This window comes from Sebaldella sp. S0638 (assembly GCF_024158605.1).
GTDB lineage: Bacteria > Fusobacteriota > Fusobacteriia > Fusobacteriales > Leptotrichiaceae > Sebaldella.
The window spans coordinates 48,127-72,524 of record NZ_JAMZGM010000010.1; the positions used below are offsets into that span (position 1 = coordinate 48,127).

25 protein-coding genes are annotated in these 24,398 nt (G+C 34.1%); 9 read left to right on the plus strand and 16 right to left on the minus strand.

Going from position 1 to position 24,398, the window contains the following annotated elements:
• Positions 1-20: 20 nt before the first annotated feature.
• Both NK213_RS04775 and NK213_RS20400 read left to right on the plus strand, forming a co-directional pair.
• Positions 21-599 (plus strand): DJ-1/PfpI family protein, encoded by a 579-nt coding sequence (locus tag NK213_RS04775; RefSeq protein WP_253347251.1) that lies wholly within the window; start codon positions 21-23, stop codon positions 597-599.
• A gap of 133 nt (positions 600-732) precedes the next feature.
• Entirely contained in the window at positions 733-861 is a 129-nt protein-coding gene (locus tag NK213_RS20400; protein ID WP_256478653.1) for a hypothetical protein, read from the plus strand.
• Between the two features lie 80 nt (positions 862-941).
• On the opposite strand, the gene NK213_RS04780 is transcribed toward NK213_RS20400, so the two are convergent.
• The 4 genes from NK213_RS04780 to NK213_RS04795 all read right to left on the minus strand — a co-directional run bounded on the left by NK213_RS04780 (position 942) and on the right by NK213_RS04795 (position 3,205).
• A complete protein-coding gene (locus NK213_RS04780; protein WP_253347253.1) occupies positions 942-1,538 on the minus strand; it encodes a hypothetical protein in 597 nt (198 codons plus the stop codon).
• Between the two features lie 123 nt (positions 1,539-1,661).
• A complete protein-coding gene (locus NK213_RS04785) occupies positions 1,662-2,267 on the minus strand; it encodes a C40 family peptidase (protein ID WP_253347255.1) in 606 nt (201 codons plus the stop codon).
• 17 nt (positions 2,268-2,284) lie between these two features.
• Complete coding sequence (dtd, locus tag NK213_RS04790; RefSeq protein WP_253347261.1) at positions 2,285-2,728, minus strand: D-aminoacyl-tRNA deacylase; 444 nt, start codon at positions 2,726-2,728, stop codon at positions 2,285-2,287.
• Between the two features lie 162 nt (positions 2,729-2,890).
• Positions 2,891-3,205, minus strand: coding sequence for a hypothetical protein (locus NK213_RS04795; RefSeq protein ID WP_253347262.1), 315 nt, complete (start codon positions 3,203-3,205; stop codon positions 2,891-2,893).
• Between the two features lie 262 nt (positions 3,206-3,467).
• Between NK213_RS04795 and ligA the strand changes: the two genes are divergently transcribed.
• Positions 3,468-5,477, plus strand: a complete 2,010-nt coding sequence (ligA, locus tag NK213_RS04800) for an NAD-dependent DNA ligase LigA (RefSeq protein ID WP_253347264.1) — start codon at positions 3,468-3,470, stop codon at positions 5,475-5,477.
• 305 nt (positions 5,478-5,782) lie between these two features.
• Positions 5,783-7,066, plus strand: coding sequence for a guanine deaminase (gene guaD, locus NK213_RS04805; protein WP_253347266.1), 1,284 nt, complete (start codon positions 5,783-5,785; stop codon positions 7,064-7,066).
• Between the two features lie 114 nt (positions 7,067-7,180).
• On the opposite strand, the gene NK213_RS04810 is transcribed toward guaD, so the two are convergent.
• The 10 genes from NK213_RS04810 to NK213_RS04855 are packed head-to-tail and all read right to left on the minus strand — an operon-like array spanning position 7,181 to position 16,341.
• Positions 7,181-7,681: a flavodoxin family protein gene (locus tag NK213_RS04810; protein WP_253347268.1), complete on the minus strand. Its 501-nt coding sequence runs from the start codon at positions 7,679-7,681 to the stop codon at positions 7,181-7,183.
• A gap of 1 nt (position 7,682) precedes the next feature.
• Complete coding sequence (locus NK213_RS04815; protein WP_253347270.1) at positions 7,683-8,930, minus strand: coproporphyrinogen-III oxidase family protein; 1,248 nt, start codon at positions 8,928-8,930, stop codon at positions 7,683-7,685.
• A 30-nt stretch (positions 8,931-8,960) separates the two neighbouring features.
• Positions 8,961-9,710, minus strand: coding sequence for a HugZ family heme oxygenase (locus tag NK213_RS04820; RefSeq protein WP_253347272.1), 750 nt, complete (start codon positions 9,708-9,710; stop codon positions 8,961-8,963).
• Between the two features lie 15 nt (positions 9,711-9,725).
• The gene (locus NK213_RS04825; protein ID WP_253347274.1) at positions 9,726-10,520 is read right to left on the minus strand and encodes a hypothetical protein; all 795 of its coding nucleotides are present in this window, start codon (positions 10,518-10,520) and stop codon (positions 9,726-9,728) included.
• A 9-nt stretch (positions 10,521-10,529) separates the two neighbouring features.
• Positions 10,530-11,402, minus strand: a complete 873-nt coding sequence (locus tag NK213_RS04830) for an ABC transporter substrate-binding protein (protein ID WP_253347276.1) — start codon at positions 11,400-11,402, stop codon at positions 10,530-10,532.
• A gap of 54 nt (positions 11,403-11,456) precedes the next feature.
• Positions 11,457-12,236, minus strand: a complete 780-nt coding sequence (locus NK213_RS04835) for an ATP-binding cassette domain-containing protein (protein WP_253347278.1) — start codon at positions 12,234-12,236, stop codon at positions 11,457-11,459.
• Between the two features lie 3 nt (positions 12,237-12,239).
• Entirely contained in the window at positions 12,240-13,235 is a 996-nt protein-coding gene (locus NK213_RS04840; protein WP_253347279.1) for an iron ABC transporter permease, read from the minus strand.
• Entirely contained in the window at positions 13,225-15,219 is a 1,995-nt protein-coding gene (locus tag NK213_RS04845; RefSeq protein WP_253347280.1) for a TonB-dependent receptor, read from the minus strand. The genes NK213_RS04840 and NK213_RS04845 overlap by 11 nt, the downstream gene beginning before the upstream one ends.
• A gap of 23 nt (positions 15,220-15,242) precedes the next feature.
• Positions 15,243-15,665: a biopolymer transporter ExbD gene (locus NK213_RS04850; protein WP_253347281.1), complete on the minus strand. Its 423-nt coding sequence runs from the start codon at positions 15,663-15,665 to the stop codon at positions 15,243-15,245.
• On the minus strand, positions 15,634-16,341 hold the full coding sequence (locus NK213_RS04855; protein ID WP_253347282.1) for a MotA/TolQ/ExbB proton channel family protein: 708 nt from the start codon (positions 16,339-16,341) through the stop codon (positions 15,634-15,636). The genes NK213_RS04850 and NK213_RS04855 overlap by 32 nt, the downstream gene beginning before the upstream one ends.
• Positions 16,342-16,750: 409 nt before the next feature.
• Between NK213_RS04855 and NK213_RS04860 the strand changes: the two genes are divergently transcribed.
• The 5 genes from NK213_RS04860 (at position 16,751) to galT (ending at position 23,212) form a co-directional block, all read left to right on the plus strand.
• On the plus strand, positions 16,751-17,926 hold the full coding sequence (locus tag NK213_RS04860) for an ROK family protein (protein ID WP_253347287.1): 1,176 nt from the start codon (positions 16,751-16,753) through the stop codon (positions 17,924-17,926).
• A 359-nt stretch (positions 17,927-18,285) separates the two neighbouring features.
• Positions 18,286-19,452 carry a galactokinase gene (locus NK213_RS04865; RefSeq protein WP_253347289.1) on the plus strand — a complete coding sequence of 389 codons (1,167 nt, stop codon included), beginning with the start codon at positions 18,286-18,288 and terminating at the stop codon, positions 19,450-19,452.
• A gap of 63 nt (positions 19,453-19,515) precedes the next feature.
• On the plus strand, positions 19,516-20,514 hold the full coding sequence (locus tag NK213_RS04870) for an aldose epimerase family protein (protein ID WP_253347291.1): 999 nt from the start codon (positions 19,516-19,518) through the stop codon (positions 20,512-20,514).
• A 112-nt stretch (positions 20,515-20,626) separates the two neighbouring features.
• On the plus strand, positions 20,627-21,604 hold the full coding sequence (gene galE / locus NK213_RS04875; protein ID WP_253347293.1) for a UDP-glucose 4-epimerase GalE: 978 nt from the start codon (positions 20,627-20,629) through the stop codon (positions 21,602-21,604).
• A gap of 72 nt (positions 21,605-21,676) precedes the next feature.
• Positions 21,677-23,212: a UDP-glucose--hexose-1-phosphate uridylyltransferase gene (galT, locus tag NK213_RS04880; RefSeq protein WP_253347295.1), complete on the plus strand. Its 1,536-nt coding sequence runs from the start codon at positions 21,677-21,679 to the stop codon at positions 23,210-23,212.
• Positions 23,213-23,826: 614 nt separating this feature from the next.
• On the opposite strand, the gene NK213_RS04885 is transcribed toward galT, so the two are convergent.
• Together NK213_RS04885 and NK213_RS04890 are read right to left on the minus strand one after the other, a co-directional pair.
• Entirely contained in the window at positions 23,827-24,117 is a 291-nt protein-coding gene (locus NK213_RS04885; RefSeq protein WP_253347297.1) for a hypothetical protein, read from the minus strand.
• A 39-nt stretch (positions 24,118-24,156) separates the two neighbouring features.
• Positions 24,157-24,315 (minus strand): hypothetical protein, encoded by a 159-nt coding sequence (locus NK213_RS04890; protein WP_253347299.1) that lies wholly within the window; start codon positions 24,313-24,315, stop codon positions 24,157-24,159.
• Between the last annotated feature and the right edge of the window lie 83 nt (positions 24,316-24,398).

Consider the following 24,398-nt stretch of genomic DNA (forward strand, 5'->3'; position numbering starts at 1 on the left):
ATAAAAGATGGAGGTACTTCATGAAGATTTTGCTTTTTCTTGCCAAAGGATTTGAAACAATGGAGGCGAGTGTATTTATAGACATTATGGGCTGGGCTGATAACGACTATAACTATAATACAAAAATAGTAACATGCGGTTTTCAGAAAAAAGTTACAAGTACATTTAACATACCTGTTATTGTAGATAAATTAATTAATGATATTAATGTTGATGATTATGCGGCATTAGCCATTCCGGGCGGATTTGAGGAATTTGGATTTTATGAGGAAGCTTATAATCAGGAATTCCTTAATTTAATAAAAGAGTTTGATTCCAGAAAAAAAATCATTGCCAGTATATGTGTAGGAGCCCTTCCACTGGGAAAAAGCGGTATCCTCACAGGAAGAACAGCTACCACTTATCATCTGAAAGACAGTATCCGTCAGAAACAACTTGGGGAATTTGGAGTAAATGTGATAAATGAACCTGTTGTTACTGATAATAATATTATTACTTCTTACTGTCCGCAAACAGCTCCTGCAGTAGCATTTAAACTTCTTGAAATGCTTACTTCTGCTGAAAAATCCGCAATTGTTATGAAAGCTATGGGATATTAACTGAAATTAAGCTTTTTCATGTTATTGAATTTTTTTATTTTTAAGTAAAAAAAACTTTGCCACTGTTTTAACACATTCGTTCTGTATAATCATATGTAATAAGATAAATTTATATAATACAGGAGGAAAAAATATGAAAAAGACAATGCTGTTAATTGCTTTTATAACAGGAATTTTATTTGTGACTTCATGTACTACAGTTTCTTTTAATCCTGAAGAGGACAGAACTGAGGAATTAATGAGAGCCTACAGCGCTGAGTGAACGTTTGATCAAAGTTTGAATATAACAAGAGATACATGACAAATCTGCAATGTATCTCTTTTTTATTTATTATTTGATTTTTACTTTTTAATAAATTCTGAAAGTTCAGATATATATTCTCCCCATATCTTATTCAAATTCTCCAAGCTTTCATTAGCATCATCTAGCTTAGGACGCGAACTTTTATCATCCAGAAAAACTATTAATTTTTTTGCAAACTCATACTTAGCAGTATAGGCTTCTGTCATTTTATCTTTTAAAGCTTTACATTCTTCATCAAATTTCTTATCCCCTGTATTTCCCCAATTCATAGCAGAAACATCTGCCAAAATTTCTTCTGTTTGTTTTTCGGCTGTCTCTGCATATTTATGAGCTTCAATAATATTATTGGAATTTACTGATTCTACTAATTTTTCCCAGTTAGAAAGATGAGTCTCTTCATATTCTTTTATTTTTTCCCCGATTTTTTCCTTTTCTCCAAGTACCCTCACCTGTATTGTATTATCATACTGCTTCTGATTTTCCTCTGTCCGGTATTTCCATTTTTCAGAATTTGCGAGTTTTGTTCTTGCCTTACTACCACTATTTCCTATTATTCCGGCTGTAGAAGTTCCAAGAGCTGAAAAAACAAAAAACATACAGCCGAACAATAACGCGGTCTTTTCACCGTTAGTCATCATACCCTCCTTATAAATTCTAATAATACATTTTAACATATTGTGTATTATTTTAAAATTTTTATCTTAATAAAAAAACTGCCTGTGAATCCACAAGACAGCTCTTTTCATTTATCTTAAAAATTATTTCTCAGCAATTCTTACACCATACTTAAAGTATTTCCCCCAATAATTGTTTTCAAGGCTTGATAATACAACACCTTGTGATGATGAAGCATTTATAAACAGGGAATTCCCCACATAAACTGCTGTATGATTAACTCTGTTTTCCGGTCTGAAAAACAGGATATCTCCCGGTCTCAAATCTGCCCTGGAAATATGGACTCCTTTTTGCGCCTGATCCACTGATACTCTTGGCAGTTCAAACTCAAATACCTCTCTGTAAACTCTTCTTGTCAGAGCCGAACAATCTATACCGTTTTTAGAGTCTCCGCCCCACGAATATCTTGTTCCTCTCCAGTTCTCAAACGACTTTAATAATTCATTTTCCACTATGATATCATTAAGCTGGTCAAATGTTCCCGACATTAATATTACCTGCTGGTCATCCTTTAATTGTGTGACTTTTTTTGTAATCACTTTTTCATCATGTACATATCCTGAATCATATATTCCCGGATCTCCGGATGTTGTACTCTTCTTAGAACTGGAAGGGGTTGTCTTTGCTGAAGTCCCTATAAAAAAACAAAAAATAAATAAAATCGCAGAAAAAATAAAAAACTTTCTCATGCTTTCCTCCTTTGAAACTATTCCTTACTATTTATTATTAATGTCACCGGACCATCATTTTCAAGGATAACATTCATGTGCTCCCTGAATTTCCCGGTTTCATACGGTATATTATATTTTGATAATTCTTCCAAAAATAAACTATACAGCTTCTCAGCCTCTTCTGGAGATGCTGATTCTATATAACTTGGCCGCCTTCCTTTTCTGGTATCACCATAAACAGTAAAATTACTTACTACTAAGAGTTCTCCTTTTACATCAAGAAGAGATAAATTCATCTTCCCTTCCGAGTCTTCAAAAATTCTTAAATTAATTAATTTTTCCAGACTATACTTAATATCTGTTATTGTATCTGTCCTGCTAATCCCTACAAATGCTGCGATGCCATGTCCAATACTGCTGTAAGACTTTTCATCTATTACGACTTCTGCTTTTTTTACTTTCTGTACTACTATTCTCAATCTAATAACTTACCTTTCTAAATAATATTAATTATAATACTAAAATAATATTAAGTCAATATTTCCAACAAAATTTTATGTTTTTCAAACTATTTTTTTACTAATTTTTCTACTCTGCTCTGCATTTTGAATTTTTTTATACTTATATTTCCTTATTTAGTATCATTCATCCCATTCCCATGGATCTTTATCCCGGCGTTTAGCCCATTTCTCCCTTTGCTTCTGCTCTTCACTTTTTGTAAAACCCGAGGAAGAGGAATATGTTTTATTTTTTGTTGTTTTCATTGGTACAGACGGCTGTTTATAGTAGTTCTTTCTTCCTGTATTATTTTTTTCCGGGTTCTTGCTTTTGGCTTTTAAATTACCTAATAAAAATACGACTGCTATAATCCACAATATACTTATCCTTGTAAAAATACCAAGTGCAATTAATGCTATGAAAAAAAATAATTTTTTCTTATTTATTTTCTTGTCCATAATCCTCCTTTAGTGATCTGTTATTTAGTCTATTGTACTTTTTTATTAATAGTACACTTTATTTTACCATATTCTTTAGTTATCATGGTAATTTGCTGATTTTTCCATTTTTTTATCTGCGTTATCTGCTTAATTTTACACATTTTTCATTTACTATAATTATACTATACAGTCAAACTGTAATATATAAATAAAATATTTTCCTTTAAAGAAAAAATATAGTAGAATATAGTAAAACGTAAAATTACAAAAGGAGAGTATAATGGATCAAACTGGCGTAAAAAAGCGGTATGAAGAACTAAAAGGTCTTATCCAAAAATATAATGAATATTACTATGAAAAAAGTGAATCACTTGTTACTGATTATGAATACGACATGCTTCTAAAAGAGATGGAAAACATGGAGAAAGAACATCCCGAATTCAAAGATAATGTTTCTGTAACAGAAAAAGTGGGTGGAAGAGCAAGTGGAAAATTTTCTAAAGTAGTACACAAAGTCCCTATGCTCAGCTTGTCTAATACTTATAATATAGGTGAAATAGAAGATTTTGATAAAAGAATCAAGAAAGTTATCGGCGAAGATGAGGAAATCGAATATGTACTGGAATTAAAGCTTGACGGACTTAGTATAAGTATTCAGTATGAAAACGGTGAATTAACAAGAGGAATTACCAGAGGTGACGGAGAAATCGGCGAGGATGTTACCGAAAATATTATGCAGATTGATTCTATCCCAAAAAAGCTAAAAGAGCCGGTTACCCTTGAAGTAAGAGGAGAAATTGTACTTCCTATATCAAACTTTAATAAAGTAAATAAAATGCGTGAAGAAGCCGGTGAAGATGTATTTGCCAATCCGCGTAACGCAGCTTCCGGAACTATCAGACAGCTGGAGAGCAGTATTGTAAAAGACAGAGGTCTTGACTGTTATCTGTATTTCCTTGTGAATGCACAGAATTATAATTTGCAGAAACATTCTGACAGTGTAAAATATCTTGAAAAACTTGGATTTAAAACTACAAAAGTTTTTGAAATATATAAAGATTTTTCGCTGCTTGAAAAAGCAATTGAAAAATGGCATATTGAAAGAGAAAAACTTGATTTTGAAACAGACGGACTTGTTATCAAGCTTGATGAATTTGCCTATTATGAAAAACTCGGTGCTACCACAAAAAGCCCAAGATGGGCCATTGCGTATAAATTTCCTGCGGAAAAAGCAAAGACAAAGCTTCTTGACATTACTTTTCAGGTAGGAAGAACAGGGGTTATTACACCTGTTGCCGAGCTGGAGCCTGTGGAGTTATCAGGTTCTGTTGTCAGACGAGCCAGCCTTCATAATTTTGACGAGATAAAAAGAAAAGATATAAAAATCGGCGATTTTGTATATATAGAAAAAGCTGCCGAGATCATACCGCAGGTCATAGAGCCTGTTATCAGCGAGAGAACAGGCAGTGAAAAGGAAATTGAAATGCCTGAAAACTGCCCGAGCTGCGGGCATAAGCTCGTAAAAGTGGAAGATCAGGTTGCTATCAAATGTATAAATCCTGCATGCCCGGAAATTATAAAAAGAAAAATAGAGTATTTTGTATCAAGAGATGCTATGAATATCACAGGACTTGGTGAAAAAATAATAGAAAAGTTTATTGAACTGGGAAAAATAAAGGATATTGTAGACATCTACAGCCTTCATGAATACCGTGAAGAACTGGAAACTCTTGAGAAAATGGGTAAAAAAAGTGTCGAGAATCTTCTGAACAGTATTGAAGAAAGTAAAAAAAGAGAATACAGCAAGGTATTATATTCGCTTGGTATACCTTTTGTGGGGAAATTTACTGCTAATCTTCTTGCTAAAGAATTTTTGAATATTGATAACCTGAAATCCAAAGATACGGAAGACCTTTTGGAAGTCAAGGGGATCGGAGAAAAGGTCGCACAATCAGTGAATACATTTTTAAACGACGAAAATAACTGGAATCTCATAAATAAGCTGAAAAGCACAGGATTGGACTTTGAGGAAGAAGAAGTATTTATTGAAGATAATCCGATAAAAGGAAAAACATTCCTTGCCACAGGAAAACTGGAAAAGTACACGCGTGATGAAATAAAAGATATGATTGAAGCAAAAGGCGGAAAATATCTTTCAGGTGTCTCAAAAAATCTGAATTACCTTATCGCCGGGGAAAAAGCCGGAAGCAAGCTGAAAAAGGCAAATGACCTTGGTGTTGTTGTTCTTGATGAAGATCAGTTTGAAAAAGAATTTTTGGAAGAAAAATAGAATAATTTCAGGGCTGTATCATTTTTGATACAGCTTTTCGATTCTCTTAAATAAAATAAAAGTTTTATATTGAAATATATAAAAACACTATAAAACCCGAAATATCTTAAAATTATATAGCTACTCCCAGATATTTTTCTGTCTTTCATAATATACATAAGTCTAATTAGCTGTAAATGTTGACTTTTTCTAAATTTGTTATATAATTAGGTGTTTGGTAGTAACTCTGATTTTTCAGATTCTTTATATATTTACTTTAAAAATTTGTAACTAAAAAAATCATAAACTTACTATGGAGGTTTTTTATGATAAAAGAAATAAAAATATACAAAGGCGACATCATATTTTGTGCGTCCCCTGATAAATTTACAACATTGGAAAACGGATACATTATAACAGAAAATAATAAAATTAAGAAAACTGTTTGTGAACTTCCTTCTGAATATTCTGACTGCGAAATTTTAGATTTTTCAGGAAATCTTATTATTCCCGGATTTGTAGACATCCATCTTCATGCACCGCAGTTTGAAAATCTGGGACTGGGCTATGATAATGAGCTTCTTCCGTGGCTTGAAAACTATACATTTCCTGAAGAAGCCAAATTCAGTGATACTGAATATGCAAAAATTATCTATTCAAAGTTCATAAAAGCATTATATACACACGGGACAACAAGAAGCGTAGTTTTTTCTTCGCTTCATCTGGAATCCACAGAAATACTGGCAGATTTATTCCTTGAATCAGGTCTCGGAGCATATGTGGGCAAGGTAAACATGGACAGAAATTCTCCGGAATTCCTTACCGAAAATTACGAAAAATCTCTTGAAGAGACGGAATATTTTATAAAAAAATACAATAGCCCTGACAGTCTTGTCAAACCAATAATTACACCAAGATTTGTTCCCACGTGTACTCCGGAATTAATGGAAGGTTTATCAAAACTCTCTGAAAAATACAACATTCCGGTTCAGTCACATTTGTCGGAAAATCTGTCAGAAATTGAATGGGTAAAGGAGTTACACAAAGAGATAGGAAGTTACGCAAAAGTTTATGATCATTATAAAATGTTTGGAGACAGACCTACGATAATGGCTCACTGCATACATAATACCAGTGATGAAATAAAATTAATGCAGGAAAAAGGAGTCTTTGTGGCTCACTGCCCTACTTCAAATTTTAATCTTTCCAGCGGAATAGCTCCTGTTAGAAAGTTTCTGGACAGCAGTGTAAAAGTAGGAATAGGAACAGATATAGCCGGAGGTCATACTGTGTCTATGCCGGAAACAATTGTTGCTGCTATACACGCTTCAAAAATGTACAATGTCTACGTCGACAGGTCTTTTCATTCCCTGAGTATATCAGAAGCCTTTTTTCTGGCTACAAAGGGTGGAGGAGAATTTTTCGGAAAAGTGGGAAGCTTTGAAAAAGACTATGAATTCGACGCTTTGATTGTTAATGATACTGAATTAAACGGAAACAGCAGAAAAAACCTTCAGGACAGACTTGAAAAATATATTTATTTTGGTACAAAAGAAGATATCAAAAAAGTGTTTGTTTCAGGAAAAGAAATAAACCGAAACAGATTTTAACCATAAAAAAACTGTCTCGGCTCTCGGTGTAAAATTGTACCCCGACAGCTCGGACAGTTCTTTTTATATATTCTTCTAAGAAAGTATGAATACTTCTAGTGTTTATTATGGATATCAGTCCAGTTTTCCGAAAATTTCTTTTGCTGCGGCAAAATCTGCCTCATTTGGATGTTTTGCTGCCTCTGCCCATCTTGCTTCTCTTTCAGGCGTCGGAGCATGAGGACCGTTTGATCCCATTTTTCTCATTGTTTCTATAATTCTAGGGTCTATTGCACCTTGACATATAAATTCCGCAATTACTGTATTATTATTTACTCTTAATGCATCGCTTATTTTTTCCACACATTTTTGTGCATGTTCAGAATCAGGATAAGCTCCTAAAGTTCCAAATGTTCCTACTTTTTTATCTTTCAGAGATTCCATGAATTTTTTTGCTTCTTCATTTGCCTCTCCTTTATCTACCCAGTATCCTACGAATATTCTGTCATATCCTTCTGCCCCGTTTACATTTTTTATGTCCATTATTTCTTTTTCACCGCTTACAGCTTCAAATACAGCTTCTGCTACTTTTTTAGTGTTCCCCGTTAATGTTGAATATGTTACAAGTGTTTTCATTCTATTCATCCTCCAAACTAATTGAAATTACTTCACGCCCGATCGTATTACCCCAAAATAACCCGTCACCTTTTAATTCTATATAATCTTTGTTTACAGTCATTAATTCCTTATTTTTCAAATCTTCAAGCAATTTATGAATTTTATCAAATGTACCATTAGATACGAATTTCTTTATGTCATCAAAATATACCTTCGGATACTGAAATAACCCGCTTAAATCTTTTATTTTCTGTTCTTCGTCACTGCTGTATGAAAAGAACTGTCTTTCATAATTCATTCTGAACATATCATAATTCCCCAGTTTTCCTCCGGCCCCAAGTCCTATAGGAAGAATGTCTGTTCCTTTATTAGACAGAGTAATATACTTATATTTATCTCTGCCTTTTCTATTTATTTTGGTAATCTCCAGTATTTCATAGTTTCCTGTATCCAGAAGCGTGTTCATAAATGTATTATGCAGTTTTCTATCTGTTTCAAGTTTATAATCCAGATGAAACACATCATCTTTAATATCCTTCGACATTTGAGAACCGTCATGAATCATCAGCGAATAAAAACTTGAGCTGTCTATATCCAGACTATGTACAATTTCTGCATCTTCTTTTACTTCTTCCGGAGTCTGGTCAGGATAATTATAAATAATATCCACACAGACAAGTCCTTTAAATTTTGTTTTTATTTCTTTCAGTCTGTTTACCACTGTTTCTTTATCATAAGTTCTGTTTAATATTTTTCTTCCCCTGTCGGAAAAAGTCTGAATACCAATACTTAATCTGTTTACCCCGAGTCTCTCCATTACTTCCAGTTTCTCGTCAGTAAGATTGTGAATTGTTGTTTCAAAAGTAAATTCACAGTTATCTTTCAAAGTAAAATTTTTATTTATTGATTCGAGTATTCTTTCAAGCTGTCCTGCTTTGAAAATAGTGGGTGTTCCCCCGCCAAAATATACTACTTCCAGTTTCTTATGTTTCATATAATTAGTCGCACCATATTTTTCAAATTCGCTTATCAGAAAATCCGTGTACTCCTCAAGGTCATTATCCAGCTGTTTTCTGTTCAAATTACAGAATGAACAGATTTTATCACAAAAAGGAGTGTGAATATACAAAATTCCTGTTTCATTTTTTGGTTCTGAATCAAAAAGAACTTTCACCTCATCCGGAGCTACCATTCTTTTTGAAGCCTTAAATTTCGTCCCAATGATTGATTTTACATCATGATGTGACTTAAAACGCTTTTCAAACATATTTTTCCTTTCTCTCTATCTTCATCTGCTTTATTTCATATTTTCATGTCCTCTGCCAAGTTTATCCGAAGTAAGCTGTTCCATTTCACCGTTTTCAGATATTGTATATGCCTGTCCGAATCCTTTTACAAAGCTTCCTTCAAGAAGTACCAGTTCCACAAGATGAAAATCAGTCATATCTCTCATTACCTTCATTGTACTTCCTGCTTTTTCTTCAAAAGCATCCATTATTTCCCCGAATTTTTCATCTCTTTCAAGGAAAACAGCACGGGCATTGAATCTCACACGTTGTCTTGCAGTAATGGCTTTGGCTTTTGCCTCATCTTCCAAAAATAAAAGTTCAAGTTTTCCGTTACTTCTCAAATTATCATAGTGTGCACCTATTTTACTGATATAAATATAATTCTTATCTTCATGTCTTAAGTAAGGAGCATATGTTACATTCGGATTATTTTCCGCATTTACAGTCCCTAATACTACAGAACCAAACTCAGAAATAAATTTTACTGCCTCATTTACTGTTTTTTTTTCTTCCCCCAAAGCCGCTCTGGCTGTTTTTAACATACTTATTAATTCAATTCTCACTTCGGCAAGTTCTGTATCTTTAGTAAAAGGTACAAAAACCTCCTCAGCTTCATTAACCAGAATTTTCATTCCTTTATTATCTACATCAAGCATTTTTGCATTATTTACATTTTCTTTTCCGTTATGGTGTCTTACCAGAACCATAAGAGCATCCATATGATCTTCATTCATATGATTTATTATTGAATTTTTCATTTTATCACTCCTGTTCTATTCGGCAAGAGTATATGTAATTGTTACACTGCATTTTGTAATTGTTTTGTCTATTACATTTACTCTTATTCCGCTTGCTGCATTTCTTGCCAGTTTCTGTGCTTCGGCATTTCCACCGCTGACTCCTGAAATATTCAAATTACCGTTTGCAGTAAAAGATGCACTCACAGAAACTCTTGTTCCAGATGGTATGGTCAATGTCTGGGCTCTGGTTAATTTGATTTTGGGATTCGATACCATTTTGTAGCCTTTCCCTTTGACACAACCATATGTTTTACCTGAATTCGAACCAGTTCCTGTGCCTGTACTTGCTCCAGTCCCGCTGCCTGTCCCTGTTCCTTTTCCAGTACCTGTTCCCCCGCCGGTTCCACTGCCGCTGCCAGTTCCTGTACCTGTGCTTGTTCCGCTGCCGCTGCCTTTTTCTGAGCCGGTATTTCCTGACGCTGAAACAGAGTCTGAAGTTTTACTGCTTTTATCGGAAACTGATTCTGAAACAGATGATTTTTGGTTATTTGTCGAAACCTCTTTTACAGTCTCTTTTATCTGTTTGTTATCTTTAATTTTTTCCTGTTGTTGAACCACTTGTTTCTCTTCTGTCCGAGGGCTGCCTCCACTGCCTCCACCGCCCCCGGCGGACTCTGTACTGCCACTGCCTTCATCCTCTGCTATGGTTTCCACACTTTCAAGGCTTACGGCTATTATATTATCCCCTGAATCGGCTGCTGCTTTCTGTGCTATGGGAATAAACAATACTATGACAGTTAATATAATTGAAATCACATAAAATTTCATTTTATACCTCTACTTTAAATTTTTGATTTCTTCATACAGGTTCATAGTTTCATCCACTATTCTGGGCGAACCTCTAAGCAGAGCCTGTGAGTTTACTTTTATTATGTTTTTATTCTTTACTGCATTTATATCTTTTAACTGAGGATTGGCAACCAGTATTTCATCTTCACTGTTCACTCCCAGTCCTATAAGAAGAAAATCAGGATTTTCATCTATAATATATTCCGGAGTAAGTATTGGTCTTTCTCCGCTTACTTTATCCGTTAGATTTTCCACACCATAAAGTTTCAAAACTTCTCCGGGCAGTGATTTATCACCAAAAGCCATCATAGGCGACGACGAGTAAATAAAAGCTCCTTTTTTATTAAGAGGTTCTGATTTTTTTATTTCTTCTAGTTTCCCCTTTTTTTCTGCAATTATTTTCTGTGCTTCTTCTTCTTTGCCGATTAATTTTGCCACTTCAAGAAAATTATTAAATATATCATCAAAGCTGTTTGCCGGGAATGATGCGGTTTTTATCCCGTGCGGCTCTAGATCTTTAGCCAGTCCTGTGGAATGTATACTCAACACCACTAAATCAGGTGAGAAAGATATTATTTTCTCCAATGACGGCTTTGCCAAAGTTCCCACATCAGGAAGATCCTTTGTCTTATCCTCAGGCCATATTCCAGTAGTCTGTGAATGTGCCACTGCCACTATCTTATCTTCTGCCCCTAAAAGGTACAGCATTTCTACTACTGCCGGATCCAGCACAACTATTTTTTTATATACTGTAGTTTCTTTTGCAGCTTCTTCTTTTGTTCCTGATTCTTTTCCGCAGGAAATTAGTCCCAGTGTTCCCAAAACTACAATAAGAAACATTATTACTCTCTTTTTGTACATCTCTTCCTCCTTTTTCTATTCCGATGCTATATCATTATCAGATATAACACCGATTTATAACTTATGCGGTAATACATAAGGATAATCCCCGTTATTTACTATTTCACATTTGAAACCGTATATTTCCTCCAATACCTCTGATGTAAAAAGTTCTGTTGGAGTTCCTGTATATCTTACTTTGCCGTCTTTTAAAAATATAATATTATCACAGTACATTGCCGCAAGATTAAGATCATGAAGTACCATTACACCAGTGAGCTTTCCCTCTTTTACAAAATGGGAGGTAAGTCTCATTATCTCAAGGGCATAATTAATGTCAAGAGCTGATGTAGGCTCATCCAGAAGCAGAATTTCCGGCTCCTGAACCAATGCTCTTGCCAGAAGAACTCTTTGGAATTCTCCTCCTGACAATGAAAATGCAGACCTGTTTCTGAATTTTTCCAGTTTAAGTATTCTTATTACGTCGTTTACTATTTTATTATCCTTTTCCTCAAAGCCTGCCCAGCTGTTTTTCATATGTGCTACTCTGCCCATATAAATAACATCTTCCACTGTAAGCGGCATGGAAAGAGACGATTTCTGCGGTACAAACCCCAGTGTTTTTGCCAGTTCTTTCTGCTTGTATTCTTTTATATTTTTATCTTTAATTTCTATAATGCCGTTTTCCGGCTGTAAATATCTCAGTATATTCTTAAGAAGCGTCGACTTTCCGCAGCCGTTAGGGCCGAGAATTCCGGTAAACTCTCCTTTTTTTATATCAATGTTTATGTCATTCAGAATGCTGTTATTATTATAGCTGAATGACAGCTTATCCACTCTTATATTGTGTTTCACTTTTTATCCTCCCTTTTTACTTCTCATAGCAAGATATAAAAAGAACGGTGCGCCGAAAAACGACGTAACGACTCCGATTGGTACTTCCACAGGTGCAATTATGGTTCTTCCAATAGTATCACAAAAAAGCAGAAAAACTCCGCCTCCCAGGGAAGCAAGGGGTATCAGCTTTGTATTGCTGCTGCTCTTAGTTAAAAGTCTCATCGTATGCGGAACTATTAACCCCACGAAACCTATCATTCCTGTAAATGCTACAGAAAATCCCACAATTAACGAAGAAACTATCAGCATTCTTTTTTTCAGTTTTTCCACATTTACTCCCAAGGCATGCGCTTCTTCATCTCCGCTGAGAAGCAGATCCAGCTCATGTCTTTTGGCAAAGAAATAAAATACGGATACCATCAGAGGAAACAGCAGAATTACTATTTTCGACCATGAAGCCGATCCCAGATATCCCATCATCCATGTTACTATCTTAAATGAATTCTCTCCTATAAGGTACATTGCAAAAGATGTAAAGGCTCCCAGAAAAGACGATATTGCAATTCCGATTATCAGAAGTGTCGTAATATCAGACTTATTTCCGGATTTTGATAATTTGAAAATGATAAGAGAAACTACCACAGATGTTACAAAAGCCAAAACACCATACATAATATCAGGCAAATTAAAGACAAAGGCTAGTACCGCCCCGAAAGTGGCACTAGCTGCTATACCTATTATATAAGGATCCGCAAGAGGATTTTGAAAAACTGTCTGTACTACTGTTCCCGAACTGGATAACAGCATTCCTATAAGTACAGCCATCAAAATCCTTGGAAGCCTTACATTTACCAGTATTGTCTTCATTGATTCACTTAAGTCTCCCCCCATTCCCAGAAAGTATTTCACGATTCCTGTTTTTGGAATCAGAACACTTCCTGTGGAAAGAGAAAATATAGAAATCATAAACAACAGAACTATCAAGATAACATAAATCTTTCTAGTACTAGAATGCATATCTCACTCCTACATAATAATTGATCTCGTCTGCCGGTTTGTACTCAGTTACACCTGTGCTTGTACTAGTACTTTGGTATGTATTATACTTTTCATTGAAAAGATTGTTTACTCCGGCTATAATTCCGATTCCGTTTTCAAAGTCATAACTTACTACGAAATCTGTAGTGCTGTACGCATCTATTCTTTTTCCTGCAGCATCTTCTGCTTTTCCGTAGTAGTTAAAGTTTAATCCGGCATTTAGATTTTTGATAATTTCATATTTTACTCCTATAGTAGCTTTCATATCTGAAACATAAGGAATATTTTGTCCTTTTTTGCTTCCAGAAGTTATTTCAGCATCTATATAAGCTATTGATTCATTTATCGTAACAGGCCCGAAGTACTGCTCTGCAAATGCTTCGATTCCGTATCTTTCTGTTTCGTCAAGGTTATAGAATTCCCATCCTACACCATGTCCGCTTGTGAATACCTGCGAAATTTCATCTTTTGTTTTTGTATAGAATCCTGTTAATGAAACATATGAACCAAATACCACATCTTTCATACCTATTTCATATGTATCATAAGTTTCAGATTTCAGATCATTTAAGTAATATCCTGTTAAAGGATTTTTGTTTGTAAGCTGTGTCGGCGTAGGTGACAGGAATCCATGCTCATATCTTGCATATACGTTTCCTGTACCTCTGTACAGATAATTCAAAGCTAATTCCCATGCACTGTTACTGTCATTATCATCTTTGTTAAGCGAATAAGTACCGTCTGATCTGTCTATGCTGTATTTAGCCCATTCTTCTCTGAATCCTGCGATGATCTGTAAGTTATCCAGAATATTATGCTTTTCTAAGATGTACACACTGTTTGTCACTTTTCCAAGATCTACGTCTGTTTTACTCATTGTTGCACCTGATGCAAGTATCGAGTGGCTTTGTCTTTTCATATCATTGTCTAAGTAGTTATATCCTACGATTAATTCCCCTCTTGAGTAATTATATTTACCTTTTAGGTTTATACCGAATTTCTCGTCATCAAATAATCCGTTTGAAGTATAAGATATTGATCCCATTTTAGCATTCTGTTTTGTCTTAGTTTCATCTTCCTGCCAGTATGCAGTAGCATCGATTCTAAGATTATCAAGTACATTTATTCCATAATCAAGTACGAATTCTGTTCTTGTTTCATCATAATCTGTAAGTGATGAACCTGACTGCTGTCTGTCCTGATCCATCTGAGCCTGCGTAAGAGACCCTACTGATGTTCCGTCTTCTGTAAATCTGCTTCCTTTGAATGTTAATGTCTGTCTGTCAGTAATGTCATATCTGATTCCTGCTGCCCAGTAGTCATTTCTGAATTCTTCCTTGTCTCTGTATCCGTGTGAATCTCTTCCGCTGTAGTCAAAGTTCAGGTATAACTGGTCATTTACTTTGAATCCCAGATAAGCATTAGCATTCTTATCATAGTGAGAACCATATTCCGCACCTATTTTCCCGCCTGTTTCAGTAGGTTTTTTAGTAATGATATTTACTACTCCCCCTACAGTTCCGTTTCCGTAAAGTACAGCTCCTCCTCCGGGAATTATTTCTATTCTTTCAATGTTAGATACTGCTATTGTATTAATAGGAGTAACTCCGTGAGAAGTATCAAGAAGATTCATCATTACCCCGTCCACAAGTACCTTTACTTTTGATACGGCTTTATCTCCCTGACCTCTTATGTCTATACTTGCTCCCCCGCCGGCATCTACGAATGTAACACCCGGTGCGTCGCTAAGAACTTCCTGAAGGTTCTTATACCCTTTCTTCTCTATATCATCTTTTGAAATTACAGTAACATTTTTTACCTGTTCCTTTACTGTACTTTCAAAACCTGTAGTTGTTGTTATATTTTCGTCCAGCCTGATTTCACCTGTAACGACAACATCTTCGTTAGCATTTGCAAGTAAAGCAATAGCCAATAAACTTAAAATTGCAATTTTCTTAAACATTTTTCCTCCTATATAAATTTTTATTATACACCTGTAGATTGTATATTAAGATTAATATCCTTTATCCCCGCATTTTTCAATTTTCCCATAAGTTCTATTACCATTCCGTATTCCAGTTCTTTATCTGCTGTAAGGGTTATATTTTTTTCTTTTATGTTTTTCAAAAACGACACTTCAGATTCAAGATTGTTTACATCTATTTTTTTCATGACATTGTCGACTTTCAAAAAATATTCTTTATTTTTATTCAGTAAAATTTCTACTTTCTGCTCTTTTGTGTCTGTTTTTTTCATCTCTGATTCAGGTACATTGATTCCCAGATGACTGTAAGTATTAAATGTAGTAGCTACCATGAAGAATATAAGCATTGTGAAAATAATATCTATCAAATTCAGCATGGATATCTCCGGTCCTCTAGTTCTTCTTCTGTGTCTCATATTTCTCATAGACTTCTCCTTGATTAAAAACCCTAAAAGAATTTTTTATTCCGTTGTTTTTATTCTGCATGCTGTTCGTAAGATACACCGTCATTCTTTCTACTTCCATCAGTACACTGTCTATTCTTCTGTCAAAGAAGTTATATGCAATAAGTGCCGGAATTCCTACTATCAGACCAAAAGCCGTAGTATAAAGAGCTTCTGATATACCTGCTGCTATTACTGCAGAATCTGCTCCTCCTGCTCCTGACATCCCCTTGAACGCCATGATCATCCCTGTTACTGTTCCAAGCAGTCCCAGCTGAGGCGATACAGTCGCAACTATATTTAAAAGCCACATCCCCTTTTCCAGTCTTGTAATCTGTTCCAGAGTAGTTTCTTTGGCTATTTCTTCCAGATAACGCGGGTCAAAATCCACCCCTTCGTCCTCTTCAAATGTTTCCAGAGTATTTTTTATTGTTTTGGCAACGGAATTTTTCTTTGTATCGCAGAAACTTATGATCTCTCTTTTATTTCCGTTCTGGATAAGCTTTATGAGATTTTTTTTAAACTTATCAGTCATGTCCTTTTCATTTTTCAGAAAATACCATGTTTTTTCCAGCAGTACAGCTATACCGCACACCAGAGCCAGCAATATAGGCCACATAAAAATACCGCCGACAATTAAATAATTCAATATCTTCATTTTCCACTTCCTTTTTGTTTTGAATAACAAATTATTTACTTTCTTTATATTTTTTTATTTAAATCAATTATATTGATATTCAAACTAAATGTCAATATTTTTTATTTAGATACTATAAAATAAGTAAAAAAAAATATTTTTTGTATATATAAACTTAAAAATATAATATATTGATAAACTAAATAATTTTGCTATTACAGTGATATTTATATAATCAAAGTATAATAAAATTTCATATACATAATATATTTATAATACTTTTCGCCATAAGTATTTTGAATAAAAGAGAATACATTATTCTTTGTATATCTAAAATATATCTTTTTACAAAATTTTTCTTTCTTAAAATTTAAATGTGCTATAATCATATAAAGAGTATAATTTTTTTGAACAAAATCTGACATTGTGGGTGATTATATTGAAGAAGCTGAATGTTACCGACTACAAAGCGCTTGAAGAAATAAGGATAAATAATAAAATTTCCAGAATAAAATTATCAGGAAGCCTCGATCTTACACCTGCTGCTGTTACCAAAATAATAAAAAAACTTAACGGGCTGAATCTCATTGAAAATAACAATATCTTGAAATCTACCGGAGGAAGACCTGAAAAAAGCCTGAAAATAAATCATAAGTATAAAATGATTCTCGGGATAAACTTCGGTCCTGAATTTATAGAAACAGCACTTAGTTACCTTGACGGCGAACTTCTTTATATGAAAAGAAGAAATTTTTATATCCGCAGTCAGGAAAAAATTCTGCGTATACTATTTGAGGAGATAGACAGTGTTCTTGAAGAATACAATAAAGATGACATTCTGGGTATAGGTCTCGCCCTTCACGGCACTGTTAACAGAGAAAAGGGTGTCTCTATATTTTCTCCGCACTTTGGATGGAAAAATCTGAATATTCAGGAGTTAATAGAAAAAAAATATTCTCTGCCCGTGATTATTGATAATGATGTAAGAGCCATGGCTATAGCCGAACATGAATTCGGACGGGCACAGAATATTGATAATTTTCTGGTGATACATATAAGCAATGGAATAGGCGGCGCTATCTTTCTAAATGGTAAAACCTACGAAGGAGCCGACTTCAGCGCGGGAGAAATCGGTCATATTACTGCCGTGGAGAATTCTTCCCGAAGATGCAGCTGTGGAAAATACGGTTGCCTGGAAGCAGAAAGTTCTGATGAATCCATAAAAAACAAGGTTCTCACAGAACTGGAAAAAACACAGGAAAAAGTGGATATTTCGTTAAAAATAGAAGATATATATAAAATGGCTGCTGAGAAAAAAGAACCTTATTTGAGCGTAGTAAAAAATTCTTCTTACGAAATAGGAAAAGCTGTGGGAAATCTGCTGAATATACTTAATATAAAACTCGTTATAGTAGCAGGAAGAATTGTAAATACAGACCTTTTATTTTTCAATAATCTGAACAAAGGAATAAAGAAGAATATCCTCGACGGCCTGGAAAAAGATCTTCATACAGTTCCAGCTAAACTATATGATTCCATAGGAATATACGGTGCTTTCTCCCTTGTTACCACTAATTTATTCAAAGGAAGAAAACTTATAAAATAGGAAAACAATAAAATAAGAAACAGCTTACTCCGGCATATTCAGTTTTTCTTCTGTTTCCTGTGCTTTTAGACTTTGATAATACAAAGCTGTGAATGTATCTAATATAGTATGCTTATAAATATTTAATTTTATATAGTTAAATAAGTTTTCTCATAAACTGGCAAGTCAAAATAAATAAAAAGCCGTTTTTGTTAAAAGTTAAAAAAGAACTTCAAAACCGAGTTCTTTTTTTTTGAAAAATCAATTTTATGAATTATAATTAGAACAAACAGAGGACTGTTATATACCCAAAATTCTTTTCATACAGATGAATACAAAATAAATTTTATTAATATATCAAATATAAAGTAGGTGAAAATATGAATTTAGATGAATTACAGGCGAAATTTAAAGATATTTTCAATAACAAAAATGAAAAAATCTTTTTTGCCCCGGGAAGGGTAAATTTAATTGGGGAACATACCGATTATAACGGCGGACATGTTTTCCCGTGCGCTATTACACAGGGGACTTATGCTCTTACCAGAAGTATTCCCGAACGTAAATTAAGGCTTTTTTCCCTGAATTTTGAAGATACGGGAATTATTGAAATCGATCTGGATAATATGAAATTTGATTCCAAAGATAACTGGGCAAATTATCCAAAAGGTGTTTTTCATCATTTAGAGCAAAAAGGTGCAAAATTTGATTCAGGACTGGAAATTCTATTTTTCGGAAATATTCCAAACGGAGCCGGACTTTCTTCTTCTGCTTCAATAGAGCTGGTTTCATGCATAATTGCCAAAAATACATACGGCATTGACCTTGATATGATTGAACTGGTAAAGCTTTCACAAAAGGTAGAAAATGAATTTATCGGTGTAAATTCAGGGATAATGGATCAGTTTATCATAGGTATGGGAAAAAAAGATACCGCTCTTCTGCTGGACTGCAATACGTTAAAATACAGATATGTACCGCTGATACTGGATGGTTACAGCATTATCATATCTAATACAAATAAAAAGAGAACACTTGCCGATTCCAAGTATAACGAGAGAAGAAGCCAGTGTGAAGCTGCGCTGGCAGATATCCAGAAAGTACTAAGCATAAAAAGTCTCGGCGAACTTACAGAGAAAGAATTTGAAAAATACAAACATCTTATTACTGATGAAACTAATATGAAAAGAGCCAGGCATGCTGTTTATGAAAATCTCAGAACGCTTGAAGCCGTAGAATGCCTCACTGCAAATGATCTTGAAAAATTCGGGAAATTAATGATTGCCTCACATAATTCACTGCGTGATGACTATGATGTGGCAGGTGTGGAACTGGATACGCTTGTGCAGGTAGCACTAAAACAGAAAGGTGTTATCGGTTCGAGAATGACAGGTGCAGGATTCGGCGGATGTACTGTAAGCATTGTAAAAGATGAAAATATTGATGATTTTATCAAAAATGTAGGAAAAGAATATCAGGAAAAAATCGGTCTGACAGCAGATTTTTATATTGCACATTCAGGTGACGGCGCACACGAAATACTCTAAATCATATATCATACTTTGAAAATACAAAATTCGGCTCTGCCGGATATCAGAACAGGAGAGATTATGGAATTAAGAATTTTTGAACTGAAAAGTCCGAAATTAAGAATAGAAATATTAAATTTCGGAGGAATAATCAGAAAAATCGAAACTCCGGATAAAAACGGGATTTTTGAAAATGTAGTTCTGGGATATGAAAATGTAGAAGAATACTATAAAAACCCCGACTATCTCGGTTCTTTAATCGGACGTACATCTGGAAGAATACAGAACGGGGAGTTTGTACTTAATAATGAAAAATACACTCTGGCTAAAAATGACGGCAGCAATAATCTCCATGGGGGAAACAAAGGTTTTAACAAAGTTTTCTGGGAAGTTCTCAGCTATACCGAAAACAGTATCCTTCTTTCTTATACAAGCCGGGACGGAGAAGAAGGATATCTCGGTACTGTGGAAGCCGAAGTGGAATACCGCATTGAGAACGAAGATGAACTCGTGGTGGAATATAAAGCAGTTTCTGATAAAGACACACTGCTTGATCTTACACAGCATTCATATTTCAACCTCAGCGGAAATTACAAAAGAACTTCACTTGAACATGATTTGAAAATTCCTGCATCATCTTTTGTAGAAATCGATGAAAGCGGAATGATTACAGATGTAGTAAATTCTGTAAAAGGCACTGCTTTTGATTTTAATATAATGAAAAATATCGGTCAAAATATAGATCCTCAGGACAAACAGATTCAAAATGCCTCAGGAGCCTATGACCACGCTTTTATATTAGATAACTCCCAAAATATAGAATTATATGATAAAATAAGTGGTAGAAAAATGACTGTAAACACTGATGCACCAGCTGTAATATTTTACAACTCCACTAAAATGGGAGAAAGTATGGAACTTACCGATGGTATCAGCTCACGGAGATTTCTCGGAGCCTGCCTTGAAACACAGCATGTTCCCAACGCAGTAAATTTCAGCGGCTTTGAAGTACCTGTGTTGAAAAAAGGCGACACATATAAGAGTAAAACTGTTTTCAAATTCAGTATTCAGGTCGGCTAAAATCTTTTCGCCTGAAGTATGGCAGCTTACCTGGTGATTTTCAGTATAGATTTTTTGTCTGCAAAAAGTACAGATATTTACAGTACAAAACTTTTCGGGAGGATTTTTAAAAATGAATATTTTAGTAATAGGAGGAGCCGGATATATCGGTTCACATACAGTAAATCTTTTGAAAAAGGACGGTTATAATCCTGTAATTTATGATAACCTGTCAAAAGGACATAAAGAGGTCGGTGAAATACTCGGCGTAAAATTAATCAGCGGAGACTTAGGGGATAAAGAAAAACTGAAACAGGTTTTTGCCGAAGAAAAAATAGAGATTGTAATGCACTTTGCCGCATTTATTGAGGTGGGAGAATCTGTTGTGTCCCCTGCAAAATATTACAATAATAATGTTTCAAAGGTTCTCGAACTTTTGGATGCCATGATCGAGTGCAATGTAAAATACTTTGTTTTCAGCTCTACTGCTGCTACTTTCGGTGAACCTCAAAGTCTGAAAATCAGCGAAACTCACCCTCAAAATCCTATAAATCCATATGGGAAAAGCAAGCTTATGGTAGAGGAAATTCTAAAAGACTATGATCATGCTTACGGATTAAAAAGTACCGTTCTCAGATATTTTAATGCGAGCGGTTCCGATGAAAACGGGTTAATCGGGGAAAGCCATGATCCTGAATCACATTTAATACCTTTGATTCTACAGGCGGCAAGCGGCAGAAGAAACAGTATAAAAATATTCGGGGCGGACTATAATACGAAAGACGGTACATGTGTGAGAGATTTTGTGCATGTTTATGATCTTGCAAAAGCTCATATCCTCGGAATGGAAAAAATGAAAAATGAAAATACAAGCTTGAACTATAATCTGGGAAGCGGCGAAGGATTTACCGTAAAAGAAATAATAGAAAAGGCCAAAGCTATTACTAGTGTTGATTTTACAGTAGAGACTGAAGGGCCGAGAGCAGGAGATCCCGCAGTTCTTGTAGCAGATTCAGAAAAGGCTGCAAAAGAACTCGGTTGGAAGCCGGAGTATAATCTGGATTCTATAATCAGCTCAGCATGGAAATGGGAGCTTAACAGAAAATATTAAAGCTTAAAAAGCTGAATTATTTGATCTTCACTATAAGAAATCAAATAAAAGGTAAAATATTAGGAGAAAAAAATGAATATTTTTTATGAAATCGAAAAACTGATTTATTACGGTCTAAAATATTCCCTTATTGAGGAGGAAGACAGAATTCTCATAAGAAATGAAGTTCTGGAAGTCTTGAAAATAGACGACTTCCAAGAGCTTTCAGATACTGAATTGTACACACTGAAAGAAGAACTGGAATCAGTGGAATATCCCTCTGAAATATTGGATAACATAATAAACTGGTGTATACAAAATAACAAAATGGAGAATACGGGGGTCACTTTTCAGGATCTTCTGAATTCCAAAATAATGGGAAGAATAATTCCCCGTTCTTCAGTAATAACCGATAAATTCTATGAACTTTATAAAAAAAACAGTTCAAGAGCGACTGAATACTTTTATGCTTTGTCACAGCAGAGCAACTATATAAGAACAGATCGTATAAAGAAAGACATTCGCTGGAAATACGAAAATAAATACGGAAAACTTGATATAACCATTAATTTTTCAAAGCCCGAAAAAGATCCTAAGGAAATAGCCCTGGCTAAAAATACTCCGTCAGGCTCTTATCCAAAATGTCTTTTATGCAAAGAAAATGAAGGATATGCAGGGAGAATCAATCATCCGGGAAGACAAAACCACAGAATAATCCCTTTGGAGCTAAAAAATGAAAAATGGTTTTTACAGTATTCCCCTTATATTTACTATAACGAACATTGTATTGTTTTATCTGAAATACATCGTCCTATGAAAATAGACAGGGATTGCTTTGAACGTCTTCTTGAATTCACGGAATTATTTCCGCATTATTTCATAGGCTCTAATGCAGACCTTCCCATTGTGGGCGGTTCTATTCTTTCACATGATCATTTTCAGGGCGGGAACTATATCTTTCCTATGGCCGAAGCAGAATTAAAAGAAAAAATCTCTTTTAAAAATTTTCCTGATGTAGAAGCAGGTATTGTAAAATGGCCGTTATCTGTAATTCGTCTGAGAGGGAAGAAAAATGACCTGTTGAATCTTGCTGGTATTATACTTGAAAAATGGAGAAGTTATTCTGATGAAGCCAATGATATACTTTCTCACACAGATTCAGAAAGACACAATACTATTACACCAATCGCAAGGTATAAAAACAACAGTCTTGAGCTGGATCTTGTTCTTAGAAATAACAGAACAACAAAAGAACATCCTTTGGGGATATTTCATCCTCACAGCGAGTATCATAATATAAAAAAAGAAAATATAGGACTTATTGAAGTAATGGGACTTGCAGTTCTTCCAGGCAGACTAAGCGAAGAAATGAGTATTATAAAAAAAGACCTCTTCTGTGAAAATGCACTGGAACTAATCAGCAATAATCCGGAAACTGCGAAACACACAGAATGGTGTAAAAAATTTATTATGAATCAGGATATAAATCCTGAGAATATTGATAAAATAATCAATGATGCCATAGGAGAAACATTTTCACTGGTATTGGAAGACTGCGGAGTATTCAAAGATACAGCTGGAGGAAACAGGGGATTTCATAAATTTATAGATTTGTGTAATAATATCTGACGGTATTTAAGTAAGAAATATTCAATTGTGTGGAAATTATAAAAATCCGGAGAGATTAAGAGCCGGATTTTTTGTTATATAAGGACAAAATTAATAAAATACTAATTTTTCATTCTCACTAAACCCTTTCATAATTCAAATATTTAATAGTCTTATTTCCATCTATTTTTAAGTCATTTTGCCATTTCAAAGTTGTAATCACCAAGAAAATTAATTTGTTCCCATTCTAAATAGGTAAATATGCTTAATAAAATTCTTGTCTCCATTTTATTACGATGTCTATATCATAAGAGGAAAAAGTATAATATTTTACAATCTTATATTCATTTATATTTTTTGATATTTGCGTAATTTCAATTCTTTGATTATTAGTAAGTAATTTTCCGGAGTTACCATTTTAAACTCCGGATTTGTTCATTTTACTAAAAATCTTTATTTTTGAGGTTTGTTCAATTATTTATAACCTTAACTGGGATTTTGCCTATAATATGAACAAGACCCAAAATAGCATATTATATAAATGATATAAGCATTGAATTTATTAATAAAAAAATATTTGGTAATAAATTTCAAAAAAATACACCTACCCCTATAATTTTAAACTTATTATTATTTTAATAAAAAACTTCTACAATATCTTTCAATAAGAAATTTTCTTTTTTCTTCAAAATATTAACCTCTAAATTATTAATTGCCTCTTCTTCTGACATCCCATAACCTCGAATTATCTCTACATTTTGTCCGTCATTTATATAACCTATATTAAAAATAGCTTCATACTCGTAATTTGTATTTTTATATAATTTTAAAACTCTAACTTTATGTCTAATTGCAGCTTTACTTTTTATTTTAAGACCATTTACATATACTGTATATTGTGCATGTAATTTTTTCAATAATTTCACTCTAAACACCGCCATATAATTTAGATAATAATTAAGTTTTTAAAACATTAATTTTACTTTATCTTTCCTATTTCCCATCATCAACATCATATTTTTATTTATTTTCAATGAATGATATAACTTATCTATTGCTTCTTTTTCAGTTACACCAGAACTTGCAAAATATGAATAATACTCATCTAATTTTATTTCATCCACAGGATCTGTAGTGCTATAGTAAAGTAGGAACACCAAAATCTAAACAATGATATAATAAAAAAAGAAAGAGGTGTTTTGAAATG

Bases quoted from the DNA above. Each gene is read 5' to 3' on its own strand.
- NK213_RS20400 (WP_256478653.1), top strand. From the start codon at position 733: ATGAAAAAGACAATGCTGTTAATTGCTTTTATAACAGGAATTTTATTT.
- guaD (WP_253347266.1), top strand. From the start codon at position 5,783: ATGATAAAAGAAATAAAAATATACAAAGGCGACATCATATTTTGTGCG.
- NK213_RS04855 (WP_253347282.1), bottom strand. From the start codon at position 16,341: ATGAAGATATTGAATTATTTAATTGTCGGCGGTATTTTTATGTGGCCT.
- NK213_RS04820 (WP_253347272.1), bottom strand. From the start codon at position 9,710: ATGAAAAATTCAATAATAAATCATATGAATGAAGATCATATGGATGCT.
- NK213_RS04815 (WP_253347270.1), bottom strand. From the start codon at position 8,930: ATGTTTGAAAAGCGTTTTAAGTCACATCATGATGTAAAATCAATCATT.
- NK213_RS04780 (WP_253347253.1), bottom strand. From the start codon at position 1,538: ATGACTAACGGTGAAAAGACCGCGTTATTGTTCGGCTGTATGTTTTTT.
- NK213_RS04795 (WP_253347262.1), bottom strand. From the start codon at position 3,205: ATGGACAAGAAAATAAATAAGAAAAAATTATTTTTTTTCATAGCATTA.
- NK213_RS04785 (WP_253347255.1), bottom strand. From the start codon at position 2,267: ATGAGAAAGTTTTTTATTTTTTCTGCGATTTTATTTATTTTTTGTTTT.
- galT (WP_253347295.1), top strand. From the start codon at position 21,677: ATGAATATTTTTTATGAAATCGAAAAACTGATTTATTACGGTCTAAAA.
- NK213_RS04810 (WP_253347268.1), bottom strand. From the start codon at position 7,681: ATGAAAACACTTGTAACATATTCAACATTAACGGGGAACACTAAAAAA.
- NK213_RS04850 (WP_253347281.1), bottom strand. From the start codon at position 15,665: ATGAGAAATATGAGACACAGAAGAAGAACTAGAGGACCGGAGATATCC.
- NK213_RS04825 (WP_253347274.1), bottom strand. From the start codon at position 10,520: ATGAAATTTTATGTGATTTCAATTATATTAACTGTCATAGTATTGTTT.
- NK213_RS04845 (WP_253347280.1), bottom strand. From the start codon at position 15,219: ATGTTTAAGAAAATTGCAATTTTAAGTTTATTGGCTATTGCTTTACTT.
- NK213_RS04870 (WP_253347291.1), top strand. From the start codon at position 19,516: ATGGAATTAAGAATTTTTGAACTGAAAAGTCCGAAATTAAGAATAGAA.
- galE (WP_253347293.1), top strand. From the start codon at position 20,627: ATGAATATTTTAGTAATAGGAGGAGCCGGATATATCGGTTCACATACA.
- NK213_RS04775 (WP_253347251.1), top strand. From the start codon at position 21: ATGAAGATTTTGCTTTTTCTTGCCAAAGGATTTGAAACAATGGAGGCG.
- NK213_RS04840 (WP_253347279.1), bottom strand. From the start codon at position 13,235: ATGCATTCTAGTACTAGAAAGATTTATGTTATCTTGATAGTTCTGTTG.
- NK213_RS04865 (WP_253347289.1), top strand. From the start codon at position 18,286: ATGAATTTAGATGAATTACAGGCGAAATTTAAAGATATTTTCAATAAC.
- ligA (WP_253347264.1), top strand. From the start codon at position 3,468: ATGGATCAAACTGGCGTAAAAAAGCGGTATGAAGAACTAAAAGGTCTT.
- NK213_RS04830 (WP_253347276.1), bottom strand. From the start codon at position 11,402: ATGTACAAAAAGAGAGTAATAATGTTTCTTATTGTAGTTTTGGGAACA.